Below are 14209 nucleotides of genomic sequence, written 5' to 3' on the forward strand. Positions count from 1 at the left end.
GCAGGACGCCGGCCGGCAACCGCAGCGAGGCGCGTGATAGTGAGCAGCTGCCGGCCAGCGGCCGGCACTACCGAGGCAACGGCCTAGACGCCGGTGCGGGGCTTGCGCGTGCGCTTGGGCTTTGCGGCATCGCCGCCGCTGGCGGCACCGTCCTGCAGCGCCTGCAGCCAGGACAGCGTGTCGATGTAGTCGATGAAGTGCCGCAGGTAGCCGGGGCTGGTGGCCTGCATCGTATCCAGCATGCGCTGCACCAGCACCGCCGAGTTCAACGGGCCGCCATCGGCGGGTGCCTCGGCACGCAGCGAGCGGCGCACCTGCAGTTCGCTGCGCAGCTCGGACCACTCGCGGCGCACCTGGTCCAGCATCGGCACCTGCGGGTAATGCGGCAGGCTGCGCGAGCCGGCGTCGAGGTCGCGCACCAGGCCGCGCAGATCTTCCAGCGGCGAGGATGGCTTACGTGCCATCAGCGGCCTTTGGCTTGGGGATCGGCGCGATTTCCACGCGGCGGTTGCGCGCGCGGCCGGCCTCATCGGCATTGGAGCTGACCGGCTGCTCGCTGCCGAATGCGGCGGCAAACACGGCATCGGCCGGTACGCCGTCGGCAATCAGCGTGCGGGTCACGGTCAGTGAACGCTGTGCGGACAATTCCCAGTTGTCGGCGAAGCGGCGGTTGCCATCGCGGATCGGCGCGTCATCGGTGAAGCCGCTGACCATCAGGATTTCTTCGCGCGTGCCCAGGTACGCCGCCAGGGGCGCCGCCAGGCTGCGCAGCAGCTCCTGGCCTTCCGGCTGCAGCTGGTCCGAATTGAGGGCGAACAGCACGCTGCCGCTGATGCCGATGCGGCCGTCCACCAGGGTCACCCGGCCGGCAGCCAGCGGCCCGGCCAGCGCCTGTTCCAGTGTCTGCAGGCGCTTGGCTTCGGCCTGGCGCTGCTTCACTTCCTGGTCCAGCCGCTGCGACAGCTCCAGCTGCACCGCCACCACGCCGACCAGGATCAGCACGAAGGCGCCCAGCAGCACCGACATCAGATCGCCGAATGCGGCCCAGATCGGGGCGTGCGAGCCGCCGTCGACCTCCAGTTCGTCACTCATGCGCTACCGGCCTTGCCACGGCGCGTGGCCAGCTGCTGCAGTTCTTCCATCACCTGCTTCTGCGACAGCAGACTGAGGTCGACCACCTCGCGTGCCTGCGCCACGTAGTAGGCCAGCTGCTCGTCGCTGCGGGCCAGCGAGGCGTCCAGGGCGCCGCCGATCTGTTCCAGGCGCCCGGACAGTTCGGTCGATGCGGCGCCGAACTGTTCGACGGCGGCGCCGAAGGTGCCGGCCAGCTGGCCGACCTCCGCTGCGCTGCCACTGAGGTGGCCGGCGATGCCGTCGAGCTTGCCGGTCTCGGCAGCAATATGGTCGGTGAAGCGGCTGCCGACGCGTTCCAGCAGCTCGGCCGAGCCGCCCACCAGTGCGTCCACGGCGCTGCGCTGTTCGTGGGAAGCGTGGTTGATCGCCTCCAGCAGGGTCTGCACGGTGGCCAGCAGGTGGCCGCGCTCTTCCAGCATGGCATTGTCGCGCACCAGGCTTTCAGACAGGGTGCTGCGCAGTTCGTTGATGACCTCGGCTGCGGCCTTGGGGGCGTCGGCGGCGGTCTGCAGCAGGGTGGAGACCTCTGCCAGAGTGGCGCTGGCCTGTGCGCGGCCGTTCTCGCCGATCTGCTGCGCCGTGCTGGCCAGGGTCGCGCAGACCTGCTGCTGGCGCTCGGCCAGGCCCTGCGCGATGGCTTCCAGTGCGCTGCTCCACTGCTGCAGGCGCTGCTCATCACCGGCCTGCAACTGCGACTGCAGGGCCACGTGTGCCTGCTGCAGTTCCGTGGCGACCGCATCCCAGCGCGCCTGGCGCTGCTGCTCGCGCGCATCCAGGCCCGCCTGCAGTTCTGCATGAGCGCTGGCGGCCGCAGCCTGTGCCGCCTGCCAGTGCTGCGAACGCAGTGCTTCGTGGTCCTGCAGCAGCGACTGGCTGGCACTGTGGCGCTCGTCCAGGGCCTGCAGCAGTGCCTGTGCCTGCGTGTCCAGCTGTGCGCCCACTGCCTGCAGCGACTGTTGCTGGCGTTCCAGCAGCGTGGTGTTCAGTGCGTGCTGCTGCTCGGCAGCACTGCGCCATGCGTCGGCCGCGCCAGCGGCATCGGCCTGCAGGCGATCGCTGATGCGTGCGATCAGCGTTTCGGCCTGCGTGCCCTGGCCATCACTGAAGGCCTGCAGGTGCTGACGCAGATCGGCCACCAGCGCCTGCTGCGCCCGAGCCTGCTCGGCCACGACCTTGGCCCAGCTCGCCTCGGTGGCAACGCGGCTGCGCTCGAAGCCATCGTTGAGGCCGGCCAACTGCTGCTGCACGGCCTGCTCGACACGTGCATGCAGGGCCTGGCCATGGGTCGCCAGGCCGGCCAGCGTGGTTTCGGCCATCGGCTGCAGCGCGCCACCAATAGCGGCCGCACTGGCTTCGGCACCTTCGCGCAGCGACTGCTGCAGCGAAACCGCCAGGCGTTCCTGCAGGGCCTGGCTCTGGGTGAGGAACTCGGACTGTCCGGCCAGCAGCCGCTCGTTGGCGGTGGTGCTGTGCTGTTCGAAGGCGCTGGTCATCGCCTGCAGGCGGTCCACCAGCGCGGGCAGGGCGGCCGACTGCGCCTGCAGCAGGCGCAGCGATTCGGCGCGCTGCCAGGCCTGCGAATACGGATGCAGCTCACCGGCGATGGCGCGGTCCAGCTGCTGTACCACCTGCAGCCGGTCGCGGCGCAGCAGCGCCGACAGCAGGCCGAGCATGGCCGAGCTGGCCACGCCCGCAATGGAGGTGCCGAACGCTACGGCCAGGCCCTGCACCGGCGAGGCCAGCGAGCCGCGGATGGCGGCCATGTCGGTCGCGCTCTGCAGGGCAAGGCCGGTGCCGCGCAGCGTATCCATCATGCCCAGCAGGGTGCCGAGCATGCCCAGCAGCACCAGCAGGCCCACCAGGTAAGGGGTCAGCACCGGGCCGGGCAGGGCGATGCGCTCGCCTTCCACGCGCAGGCGCACGGCATTGCGCAGGCCCACCGGCACGCGCTCCAGCCACGGCGCCAGCGAGTCCTTCGCCGTCCCCAGGTCGCTCAGTGCAGCGCGCAGCCCGTTGCTGGCCTGGCGGTAGCGGTACAGCTCCACGCCGCCGGCGATGTAGCAGGCCGCGATGATCGCCGCCACGGCCGCGCCCAGCGGGTGCACCGCCACGTAGCCGATGCCGATCCAGCACACGGCCAGCAGGCCGACAAGGAATACAACGACATGGAAAGCAGTTCTGGACATGGTGTTCCGGTCAGTGGGAGCGCAGGGCTGCAAGCAGCCCATGGATCGGGTGGAAACGCAGTTCGAGCTCGGCCAGCAGCAGGCTGCGCATGTCATTGCGGAATGCCGCGCGCCAGCCGGGCTGGCCATGCACGCGTTCGAAACGGGCGCCCAGCACCGTGGGCACCGTCGCCAGCAGGCTGTGCTCGCGCGGGGTCAGGGTCTGTTCCATCACCGCATCGACCTCGGCCAGCCGCGCCAGTTCGGGCGAGGCCTGCACCAGCTGGTCGCGCAGGCGGCCGCGCAGGCGCCCGGTGGCGGTCTGGATGGCCTGCTGCAACACGCGGTAGCGCTGGCGCAGCGAGGCGAAGTTGGCCTGGGCGGCGGCCTCGGCCAGGTCCAGCAGGCGCTCGGCCTCGGCATCCTCGCCGATGGAGGCCAGCAGGCTGGCCTCGGCCTGTGCGCAGTCGGCCAGCAGGTCGTCCACCGCCTCGGCGGCCTCGCCCGCCTCGGGCAGGCGGCCGTCCAGCGCCCCGGACAGGGCCACGGCACGGCTCCAGTCCACCCACTGGCCGAGGCGATCGGTCAGGGCGGGACTGCTGGCCGGCATCGCACCGTCGCTGAGACGGGCAAGCAGGCGGAGGAAGTCCGGTCCACCGAGGACCGGCTGCGCGGCGTTCGCCATCAAGTAGCCAGGGGCCAAAAACCGTTGATTTTACAACCAGATGACCGCCGCTGGATGAAGGGGCCGGGCCATCCCCCGTGGTCAGGCACGGGGAGGGTCTCGGCCCGCGCCGGCAGACGGCTTAGAATGGTCGGCTGCACTAACGCAACTGGACCCTCTGGAGCTTCTGCATGACCCTCGCGCCGTTCTATCCCATCGGTACCCCCGGCCAGCCCTGGGGCGATGCTGAACGCGCACAGTGGCGGGCCGCCCAGCAACGCCAGCGCAGCTACCACGACGACGTGGTGGCCGCGCTTGAGCGCCTGGACGACGGTTTCGACGTGATCCAGTACGGCCAGCTCGACTATGCGCCGGATCATTACCCGCTGTTTGCCGTGGTCAACCACGACTGGAACCCGGCGCTGCCGACCGCCCTGGTCACCGGCGGCGTGCACGGCTATGAAACCAGCGGCGTGCACGGTGCGCTGCAGTTCCTCGAACAGCAGGCCGAGCGCTACCTGGGCCGGATGAACCTGATCGTGGCACCGTGCGTCAGCCCGTGGGGCTACGAGCGCATCCAGCGCTGGAACCCGAATGCGATCGACCCCAACCGCAGCTTCCGTGACGGGGGCCTGATCGAGGAAGCCGCCTCGCTGATGCGCTGGGTGGCCGAGCGCAAGGCGGACATCCGCGTGCACCTGGACCTGCACGAGACCACCGACAGCGACCTGCACGAGTTCGATCCGGCACGCTGTGCCCGCGATGGCAAGCCGTTCGAGCGTGACAACATCCCCGATGGCTTCTACGTGATCGGCAACAGCGAGGATCCGCAGCACGGCTTCCAGAAGGCACTGATCGAGGCCGTGGCCCCGATCACCCATATCGCCCCGGCCGATGCCGAGGGCAACCTGGTGGGCCTGCCGCTGCAGTCGCCGGGCGTGGTCTGGGGCGAGTCGCGCTCGATCGGCGCATGCGCCGGTTTCACCGACGCGCGCTATGCCACCACCACCGAGGTGTACCCGGACAGCCCGCGCACCAACCCGCAGGAATGCAACGACGCCCAGGTGGCGGCGGTGTGCGCGGGCCTGGATTACGCACTGGCCCAATGACGTAACGCCGGGCTCGCTCGACTGCTGTTGGAGAAGCAGTCGAGCAAGCTCGACTCTACCCAAGCAGAGCCATGCCCGGCGACGCTGCGGATCATCCCTTCTGGCGCTGCTCCTGGATGGCCTTGTCCAGTGCATCCAGGTCATCGGTGGACGACTGCAGCCACTGCGCGTACTCGGGGGTTTCGACGAAGCCTTCGCCGCGCAGCACGGTGTCCAGGTCCGGGTTGTCATTGCTGGCGTGCTGCAGGAAGCCCGCCATCAGGCCCGACAGGCGGTGCGCGGCCTGGAAAGCAGCCTGCGGCGATCCCGCCGGCTCCACGATGGTGCCGAGGAAAGCCGCGTAGGCGGCGTGATCGACCTCGAAGTCATCGCGGTTCTTGAACGCCTCTGCACTCAGCTGTGCTTCGCCCGAGCTGTGGCGGGCGAAGCCCCAGGTCCAGATATCGAGGAAATGCAGCGCTTCCAGCTTCTGGCGTTCTTCTGTGCTCAGATCGATCGCGCCGGACAGGGCGTACTCCATGGTGGCGGCCGAGAAGGCTTCGGTGCCGGAGCTGGCGTGGAAATCGCTGAGGCTGCGCAGCGCATCGGGTTCATGCGGGTCGAGCTGCAGCGCACGGTAGATCACGCGCGCGCCTTCGATGTGGCGGCCCTCGGCGATGAAGATGTTGAGGGCATGGGTGGCCAGCTGGGCGGCGTTGAGTTCGGCGAAGGTCGTCATCGGGGTGGGAAAGGGAAAGGGCGGTCCGATGGTAGGTGCAGTGTTTCGCCGCAACAAGGGCCATACCCGGCCGCGCAGTAGATCCACGCCATGCGTGGATGTTCGATTGACTCAGAACCGGTAGCCGATGACCGTGAACAATGAGGTCTTGTAGCGGTCGTCACCGCCCTCCGCGGCGCCGCTGGTGTACTGCCCGGCACCCACGAACGGATCGTTGCGGCCAACCAGCAGCTCGCTGGATACGCGCAGGCGGCCATGCGTCCATGCGCCGCCCAGGGTCAGGCGCTGGCTGTCCTTGAAGTCGGCTTCGTCCTTGATGAAGCGTGACAGGCTGGCGTACAGATCGACGTCCTGCCCGCCCAGTGTCACCGGGCGACCCACTTCGGCGAACACCACCGTGCCCTTCGTGGCGATGTTGTACGACGCATCGAAACCGCCGACGGTGATCACGTGCGTATCGCGCGCTGCCGGCAGGCTGATGTCCTGCCGTGCCACCAGCACCTTGCCGCGCCAGCTGCCGTTGCCCACCTTGATGCTCGCCACCAGCGCGCGGCGCTCACCGTCACCCTGCGGCGTCCCGCTTTCATCCTGCAGCCGGGAGTAAAGGCCCGAGACGGCGGCCGAGACCGTGATGTCATCGTGCCTGTACAGATCCCAGTCGAGCGTGGCCGCCACCAGGTCGCGTTCCGAGGTGCGGGTGCCGTTGGGCACGTAGCTGTCGCCCTGCACGAAGGCCGTGGAGTAGCGCGCCCCATCGCGGCTGATGCCCTTGCCGTCCGGCGTGGAGGTGGGGTAATAGCCGGCAGCCAGGCGGTAGCCCTGGCCATCATGGCGATAGGTGATACCCGGTGCGTACACCTCTTCCAGGCCGACGACGAAGCCGATGCTGCCGAGCACCTGTGCGCCCCAGTACTGCTCATCCAGCACCACCGGCTGCAGGCCCACCGCCACCCGGTCACCATTGGCGAAGCGGCGCCCGGCGTACGCCTGCAGCGGGAAGCTCACTTCGCCGGGGTAGTTGCGGTAGCCGCCCGCATGCGAGTACAGCACGCTGCCGCCGTAGAAGCGGTACTGCGCCGAGGCGAAATAGTCCCTGCCGTCATAGTCGGCCTTCAGGATGAGCGTGTCGAAGGACAGGTGATTGGAGGTGCGGCGGGTGCCATCGCCGTGTGCGTCGTTGAAGCGCACATCCCAGCGGCCGCGCAGGACACCGCCAAGTGTCCAGCCGGTGTGTGCGGGTGCAGGTGCCGCCGTTGCGGCAGGGGTTTCTGCAGGAGTGCTGACGGCCTCGGCGGGGGCTTCGGCATGTGCAAGCGAGGCACACGCCAGACACAGGGCCAGGACAAGAGGCGAACGGACGAAACGGAACGCAGGATGCATGGCAGGTTCCCAGGCAGGAACAGCAGGAAAGTGGACCCTCGGGCAACAGGGCGCCCACCGCGCCGCAAGGCACGGGCAGGGCGCAATGATGGAGAGGTGCGGTCGGGTGTTACGTCTCGGTAGCGTCGAACTCGCCGATGGCCTCGCGGGCCACGCGGAAACTGTCGACCGCAGCGGGCACGCCGCAGTAGATCGCCACCTGCAGCAGCACCTCGCGGATCTTCTCGCGGCTGACGCCGTTGCGCAGTGCGCCCTTGACGTGGATCTTCAGCTCGTGCGGCCGGTTCAACGCGGAAATCATCGCGAGGTTGATCAGGCTGCGCTCGGCCAGGGCGAGGTCGCTGCGCGCCCACACCGTGCCCCAGCAATACTCGGTCACCAGTTCCTGCAGCGGCTGGCTGAAGGCATCGGCCTGCGCCAGGGCGCGATCCACATACTCGTCACCCAGCACGTGGCGGCGGATCTGCAGGCCTTTCTCGAAGCGGGAATCGCTCATGCGCTGATGCCTCCGAACAGGGTGTACTTGATGTCCAGGAAATCCTCGATGCCGTAGCGCGAACCCTCGCGCCCCAGCCCGGACTGCTTGATGGCGCCAAACGGCGCCACTTCATTGGAGATCGCGGCGCGGTTGATGCCGACCATGCCGTAGTCCAGCCGTTCGCTCATGCGCCAGGCGCGGCCGAGGTCGCGGGTGTAGCAGTACGCGGCCAGCCCGGAATCGGTGGCGTTGGCCAGGCGCACGGCCTCGGCCTCATCGTGGAAGCGGAACACGGCGGCCAGCGGGCCGAAGGTTTCGTCGGTCGCCACCTGCATCTCTGCGGTGGCATCGACCAGCAGGGTCGGCTGGTAGAAGCACTCGCCCTGCGCGCCGACGGCGCCGCCCAGCAGCACGCGCCCGCCCTTGGCCACCGCATCGTCCACGTGCGACTGCACCTTGGCGACAGCGGCGGTGTTGATCAGCGGGCCGATCTGCGTGCCCTCGGCTTCGCCCGCGCCCACCTTCAACGCGGCGATGCGCGCACGCAGTGCCTCGACGAAGGCATCGTGGATGGCGTCGTGCACGAGGAAGCGGTTGACGCAGACGCAGGTCTGGCCGGCGTTGCGGAACTTGGCCAGCATCGCGCCATCAACCGCCGCTTCGAGATCGGCATCCTCGAACACGATGAACGGCGCGTTGCCGCCCAGCTCCAGCGACACCTTCTTCACTGTCTTCGCGGCCTTGCCGTACAGCATGCGGCCGACCGGCGTGGAGCCGGTAAAGGTGAATTTGCGCACCTCCTCGCTGTCGAAGAACGCATCACCGATGGACGCGGCATGGCCGGTGACCACGCTGAACATTGCCGCGGGCACGCCTGCCTGCAAGGCCAGGTCGGCCATCGCCAGCGCGGTGAACGGCGTTTCCGCCGCCGGCTTGACGATGCATGGGCAGCCGGCGGCCAGTGCCGGGGCCACCTTGCGGGTGATCATCGCGGCTGGGAAATTCCACGGCGTCACCGCTGCCACAATGCCGATCGGCTGGCGCGTCACCATGATCCGCGCATCGGGGTAGGGGCTGGGAATGATGTCACCGTAGACGCGCTTGGCTTCCTCGGCGAACCATTCGACGAAGCTGGCGGCGTAGACGATCTCCGCGCGGGCTTCGGCCAGCGGCTTGCCCTGTTCGGCGGTCAGCAGGCGCGCCAGCGTTTCGGTGTTTTCGATCAGCAGGCGGTGCCAGGCCTTCAGCACGCGCGAGCGATGCTCGGCCGTGGTGGCACGCCAGTCGGCCCAGCCGGCGCTCGCTGCCGCGATTGCGCGCTCGGTTTCGGCACGGCCCAGGCGCGGCACCGTGCCCAGCGGCTGCTGGGTCGCCGGGTCGAGGATTTCATCCACCTCACCGCTGTCGGCGGTGATCCATTGCCCAGCCACCAGCGCACGCTGGTGGAACAGCGCGGACGTTTCAACGTTCATGCATACCTCGTGGTTCGTGTCGGGCGCGGGCACCGGGGTACCCGCGCCGGTGGGGGTTCAGGTGGCCGCGACACTGGCGCCCTGGGGCGCACGCACGGCCAGCAGGTAGTAGGCGAGGGCGCTGACCAGCAGGCCGATCACCCAGGACACATCGACGCCACCGAACAGCTGCGCCCACGCGCCCTGGAAGAACGCGTTGCTGATGAACGGCACCTGGGCAATGGCGCCCAGCAGGTAGGCCAGCAGGGCACGGCCATTGAACAGGCCATAGCGGCCCCCATCGCGGGCGAAGATCGAGGCGATGTCGTAGCGCCCGCCGTTCACCACGTAGAAGTCCAGCAGGTTGATCGACACCCACGGCGCCAGGATGAACAGCAGCGCGAACACCGCGTTGATGAAGATCTCGATGAAGTTGGCCGACGCCCACAGCGCACACAGCGTGGAGGCCACCAGCAGGGCGCACGACAGGGTGACGCGGGCCAGCCGTGCCGGCGTCCACGCGGGCGAGAACGTCTGCAGCGAGGTGACGCAGGACAGCACCGCGCCGTACAGGTTCATCGCGTTGTGGCCGATGATGTTGACCAGGAACAGCACCATCAGCACATAACCGAACCAGCCGGTGTGCAGGCGTACCGCTTCCATCGCATCGGTCTGCTGGCCACCGCTGACCGCCAGCATGCCGAAGGTGAAGGCCAGGATGGGGCCCAGTGCAGCGCCCAGGTAGGTGTAGATGAAGGGCCGGAACACGCCGACGCTGCGCGGCAGCGCACGCGAATAGTCCGAGGTGTAGGGCGAGAAGCTGATCTGCCAGACGCAGCAGATGCCGAACATCGAGAACCAGCCGGCGGGCGAGAAGCTGCCATGGCTGAAGGCTTCGGCGCCCAGGCGCGGCACCATGATGGCCAGGCCGATGGCCAGCGCGCCGCCCATGAACCAGATGCCGATGCGGTTGAAGCCGTGGATGAAGTTGTAGCCGATGATGCCGATGGCCGTGGCCAGCGCCGCACCGATGATGGTGGCCAGCGGCAGCGGCACCGCCGGGATGACCGTGTGCAGGGTCTTGCCGGACAGGATGATGTTGGAGATGAAGTAGCCCAGGTAGATCAGCGTGGTGAAACCCACCACCAGCAGCGAGCCGAAGCGGCCGAACTGCGCGCGGCTCTGGATCATCTGCGGGATGCCGGCCAGCGGCCCCTGGGCCGAGGCAAGGGCGAGGATGGCGGCGCCGAACATATGGCCGGTGACGATGGCCAGCAGCGCACTGGCGATGTCCAGCTTGAACGTCAGCACCGACATCGCGCCGGTGATGACCGCCAGCGGGGCGAGGTTGGTACAGAACCAGAGTGTGAACAGGTCACGGGGGTTGCCGTGGCGTTCCTGCTCGGGGATGTAGCCGATGGAGTGGCCCTCGATGGAGAAAGCGCCATCCTGCTTGCTTGCATTGCTCATGGGCGGATTTCCTTGGCCTGCCGGTCGCCCGGCAGGCGTGCATCGGGATCGGTCGCGCGCGCCCGGCTGTGCAGGGGCGCAGGAACGATCCGGTCATGGAACCGGGCTGCGCGACCTCGCCCATCGAGGGGGGGGAGGCGAGGGCGCGCGGGCCGGAGGCGGGAACGGGTGTGGGTGCCGGGCGCGGGGCCTAGCGCATCACGAACGGGTCATCCATGGGGACATCGGACGTACGCAGCCACACCGTCTTGGTCGTGGTGTATTCCAGGGCGGCCGCTGCGCCGCCTTCCCGTCCATGGCCCGAAAGGCCGAATCCACCGAACGGCGCCAGCGGTGAAATCGCACGGTAGGTATTGATCCAGACCACGCCCGAACGGATTGCCCGGCTCAGCCGGTGCGCGCGCGTCAGGTTGCGGGTGAAGATGCCGGCAGCCAGGCCGAAGGCGGTGCTGTTGGCCTTGCTGATCGCTTGGGCTTCATCGTCGAACACATCCACCGACAGCACCGGGCCGAACAGTTCGGTGGTGATGCTGTCGGCCTGCGGGGACGCGCTGCAGTCGACGATGGTGGGCGGGAAGTAGATGCCGGCGCGGTCGCTGCGGGTACCGCCGCAGAGCACGCGGGCGCCCTGCGCGACCGATGCGGCCAGCACCGCTTCGATGTTCTGGCGCTGGCGCTCGGTGCACAGCGGTCCGAACTCGGTGGCCGCGTCGTCCGGGGCGCCGATGCGGATGGCCGCCACTTTCTCCAGCAGCCTCGCAAGGAAGGCATCCTTGATGCCCGCCTGTACCAGCAGGCGCGAACCGGCCACGCAGCTCTGCCCGCTGGCCGCGAAGATCGCTGCCAGTTGTGCGTTCACCGCGCTGTCCAGGTCGGCATCGTCGAACACGATGAACGGCGATTTCCCACCCAGTTCCAGCGAGACGCGGGCCAGGTTGCCCGTGGTGTTGGCCACGATGTGGCGCGCGGTGGCCGGGCCGCCGGTGAAGGCGACCTGCGCTACCTTCGGGTGGCTGCTCAGCACGGCGCCGCACTCGGGGCCGAAGCCGGTGATGACGTTGACCACGCCCGGCGGGAAACCGGCCTGGTGCAGCAGCCGGGCAAACGCCAGCAGCGGACCGGGCGCTTCCTCGGACGCCTTCAGCACCACGGTGCAGCCGGCCGCCAGGGCTGGGCCCAGCTTCACCGCCGACAGGAACAGCTGGCTGTTCCAGGGCACGATGGCGGCGACCACGCCGATCGGCTCACGGCTGATCCAGACCTGCATGTCCGGCTTGTCGACCGGCACGAAGCTGCCTTCGATCTTGTCGGCGATGCCGGCGTAATAGCGGTAGTACTCGGCGATATAGGCAATCTGGCCACGGGTTTCGCGGATGATCTTGCCGGTGTCGCGGGTCTCGATGGCCGCCAGCTCCGGCGCCGCCTGTTCCAGCAGGTCGGCCAACCGGTACAGCAGCTTGCCGCGCTGGGAAGCGGTCAGCGTGGCCCAGGCCGGGTCGTGCAAGGCACGGTCGGCGGCCTCGACCGCGCGTTCCACCTGCTCGCGGCGCGCCTCGGGCATGGTCGCCCAGGGCGTGCCGGTGGCCGGGTCGATGCTTTCAAACGTACCGGCACCGGCTTCGAAACGGCCGTCGATGTAGAGCTCGAACGGGCTGTCCATGGTCATTCCTGGGCGAAGGCGGGCATGACGTCGTTGATCATACGCAACAGCGAGGCCTTCTTGCGCTCGAAGGACATGCCGGTGTCGATCCAGAACGAGTACTCGTCAAAGCCCATGGCCTCGTAGGCCTTCAGGCGGGCGATGACTTCCTCGGGCGGACCGATCACGTTGTTGCTGCGCATCGCCTGGGCCGAGTACATCGGGTGGGCGGCAATCTCCTCATCGCTCAGCTTGGCGATCAGGCCCTGGCTGATCGGGCGTTCGTTCTTGAACCACGCGCCGAAGTAGTTGTAGAACACGTTGATCTCATCGGCAGCGATCTGTGCATCGGCTTCCGAATCGGCCACGTAGGTGTGGCGCAGCAGCATGATCTTCGGGCGCGGCACCTCGCTGAACTTCTCGCAGGCGGCGTTGAAGTGGCCGATCAGCTTCTGCACTTCATCATCGCCGAAGTGCAGCGGGGTGACCTGCACGTTGCAGCCGTTCTGCACGGCGAATTCGTGACTGTTGGGATCGCGCGCGGCCACCCAGATCGGCGGGTGCGGCTGCTGCAGCGGCAGCGGCGCCGAGGTGGTGCTGGGGAAGGACCAGAATTCGCCCTCATGGGCGTAGTCGCCCTTCCACAGGCCCTTGATGGCCGGGATAAGCTCGCGCATGCGCTGTCCGGCACCCCAGGCATCCATGCCCGGCACCATGCGCTCGTACTCGAACGAATAGGCGCCACGGGCGATGCCCAGGTCGAGGCGGCCGTTGGAAATGATGTCGGTCATCGCCGCTTCGCCGGCCAGCTTGATCGGGTGCCAGAACGGGGCCACCACGGTGCCGGTGCCCAGGCGCACGTTCTTCGTCTTGTTGGCGATGTCGGCCAGGTTGAGCAGCGGGTTGGGCGCGATGGTGAAGTTCATGCCGTGGTGCTCGCCGGTCCAGATGGCGTGCATGCCACCCTCGTCGGCGATCTGGCACAGCTCGATCATCTCGTCGTACAGCTGCTTCTGCGACTGCTGGTCCGAGACGCGTTCCATATGGATGAACAAGGAAAACCGCATTTCAACTCTCCCTTCCAATCAGTTCTTTGACCACACCGCAGGTGTGGTTGCCGTAATAGGTGCCGTAGGTCTTCAGCGCGCTTTCGCGGCAGTAGCGCTGCAGCATGCTGGTGACTGCCGGATCGGCGATGTCCAGCGCAGGCACGTCGGCCAGCGCCACGTACCGCCCATCGCGCGCGCTCGCCTCGGGCGTGCTGCACAGGAACGTGACGAACTGCCGGTGTGTGTCGGTGTCCGTATAGACGGAGTACACGAAGCTCGGCGAGGCACCGGGCTGATGCCGGGCAAAGATGCGTTCCAATGCGTTGTCTGCACCCTCGTTGCCGATCTCGACGGTGGGCAAGGCCCAGCCGCCTTCCGGCGCTGGCACCAGCAGCAGGCTGTCGTCGTGGGCGATGATCGCGCTGATCAGACCCTTGGTATCGGCCATGACCTCGGTGGCCACCTTGGCGGGGGTGAAGTAGCCACCGCGGTAGTAGCCCAGCCCGGGCAGGCCGGCCGTATGGAAGTGCTCCACCTGCCCGATCAGGACGGCATGGTCACCCGCCTCCACCACCGTGTGCATGGTGCAGTCGAACCACGCACTGACCGCGTCCAGGATCGGGCTTCCGAGAGCGCTGTTGGTCCAGGACACCGCGGCAAACCGATCCGGATTGCGCCGGGCAAAGGTATTCGATGCGTCGGTCTGTGCCTCGGACAGAATGTTGATGGCAAAGCGCTTGGCGCCCACGAAGTTGTCGTAGTTGCCCGATGCATTGGCGATGCTGACCAGCAGCAGCGGCGGATCGAGCGACACCGAAGCGAACGAGTTCGCGGTGAAACCAATCGGTTCACCGTCTGCGGTGGTGGACGTCACGATGGTGACGCCGGTCATGAACGAGCCGAAGGCTTCCCTCAGCTCTTTTGGATCGATAGCCATATGTTCCCTCCAACC

At 67.9% G+C, this 14209-nt stretch carries 13 protein-coding genes; 1 reads left to right on the top strand and 12 read right to left on the bottom strand.

Features of this window, described 5'->3' with window-relative positions:
* Positions 1-83: 83 nt before the first annotated feature.
* The 4 genes from QMZ26_RS10825 to QMZ26_RS10840 are packed head-to-tail and all read right to left on the bottom strand — an operon-like array spanning position 84 to position 3984.
* Positions 84-464: a DUF2894 domain-containing protein gene (locus tag QMZ26_RS10825; RefSeq protein WP_200732050.1), complete on the bottom strand. Its 381-nt coding sequence runs from the start codon at positions 462-464 to the stop codon at positions 84-86.
* Complete coding sequence (locus QMZ26_RS10830; RefSeq protein WP_079222115.1) at positions 454-1092, bottom strand: OmpA family protein; 639 nt, start codon at positions 1090-1092, stop codon at positions 454-456. The genes QMZ26_RS10825 and QMZ26_RS10830 overlap by 11 nt, the downstream gene beginning before the upstream one ends.
* Positions 1089-3320 carry a DUF802 domain-containing protein gene (locus tag QMZ26_RS10835; RefSeq protein WP_283221447.1) on the bottom strand — a complete coding sequence of 744 codons (2232 nt, stop codon included), beginning with the start codon at positions 3318-3320 and terminating at the stop codon, positions 1089-1091. The genes QMZ26_RS10830 and QMZ26_RS10835 overlap by 4 nt, the downstream gene beginning before the upstream one ends.
* Positions 3321-3330: 10 nt before the next feature.
* Complete coding sequence (locus QMZ26_RS10840; protein ID WP_283221448.1) at positions 3331-3984, bottom strand: DUF3348 family protein; 654 nt, start codon at positions 3982-3984, stop codon at positions 3331-3333.
* A gap of 170 nt (positions 3985-4154) precedes the next feature.
* On the opposite strand from QMZ26_RS10840, the gene QMZ26_RS10845 reads away from it, so the two are divergent.
* Positions 4155-5072 carry a M14 family metallocarboxypeptidase gene (locus QMZ26_RS10845; RefSeq protein WP_283221449.1) on the top strand — a complete coding sequence of 306 codons (918 nt, stop codon included), beginning with the start codon at positions 4155-4157 and terminating at the stop codon, positions 5070-5072.
* Positions 5073-5163: 91 nt separating this feature from the next.
* On the opposite strand, the gene QMZ26_RS10850 is transcribed toward QMZ26_RS10845, so the two are convergent.
* The 8 genes from QMZ26_RS10850 to QMZ26_RS10885 all read right to left on the bottom strand — a co-directional run bounded on the left by QMZ26_RS10850 (position 5164) and on the right by QMZ26_RS10885 (position 14194).
* Complete coding sequence (locus tag QMZ26_RS10850; protein WP_283221450.1) at positions 5164-5790, bottom strand: hypothetical protein; 627 nt, start codon at positions 5788-5790, stop codon at positions 5164-5166.
* A 111-nt stretch (positions 5791-5901) separates the two neighbouring features.
* The gene (locus tag QMZ26_RS10855) at positions 5902-7170 is read right to left on the bottom strand and encodes a hypothetical protein (protein WP_283221451.1); all 1269 of its coding nucleotides are present in this window, start codon (positions 7168-7170) and stop codon (positions 5902-5904) included.
* Between the two features lie 109 nt (positions 7171-7279).
* Complete coding sequence (pcaC, locus tag QMZ26_RS10860; protein WP_200732056.1) at positions 7280-7666, bottom strand: 4-carboxymuconolactone decarboxylase; 387 nt, start codon at positions 7664-7666, stop codon at positions 7280-7282.
* The gene (locus tag QMZ26_RS10865; protein WP_283221452.1) at positions 7663-9120 is read right to left on the bottom strand and encodes an NAD-dependent succinate-semialdehyde dehydrogenase; all 1458 of its coding nucleotides are present in this window, start codon (positions 9118-9120) and stop codon (positions 7663-7665) included. Before QMZ26_RS10865 ends, pcaC begins: the two co-directional genes overlap by 4 nt.
* A gap of 57 nt (positions 9121-9177) precedes the next feature.
* Positions 9178-10569: a cytosine permease gene (locus QMZ26_RS10870; protein WP_283003907.1), complete on the bottom strand. Its 1392-nt coding sequence runs from the start codon at positions 10567-10569 to the stop codon at positions 9178-9180.
* Positions 10570-10759: 190 nt separating this feature from the next.
* Positions 10760-12229 carry an aldehyde dehydrogenase gene (locus QMZ26_RS10875; RefSeq protein WP_200732059.1) on the bottom strand — a complete coding sequence of 490 codons (1470 nt, stop codon included), beginning with the start codon at positions 12227-12229 and terminating at the stop codon, positions 10760-10762.
* A 2-nt stretch (positions 12230-12231) separates the two neighbouring features.
* Positions 12232-13275 carry an LLM class flavin-dependent oxidoreductase gene (locus QMZ26_RS10880; RefSeq protein WP_283221453.1) on the bottom strand — a complete coding sequence of 348 codons (1044 nt, stop codon included), beginning with the start codon at positions 13273-13275 and terminating at the stop codon, positions 12232-12234.
* Position 13276: 1 nt separating this feature from the next.
* Positions 13277-14194, bottom strand: a complete 918-nt coding sequence (locus QMZ26_RS10885; protein ID WP_283221454.1) for a flavin reductase family protein — start codon at positions 14192-14194, stop codon at positions 13277-13279.
* Positions 14195-14209: the final 15 nt, after the last annotated feature.

Origin of the sequence: Stenotrophomonas sp. PFBMAA-4, assembly GCF_030053215.1 — a bacterium.
In the GTDB taxonomy this organism is placed as follows: Bacteria; Pseudomonadota; Gammaproteobacteria; order Xanthomonadales; family Xanthomonadaceae; genus Stenotrophomonas.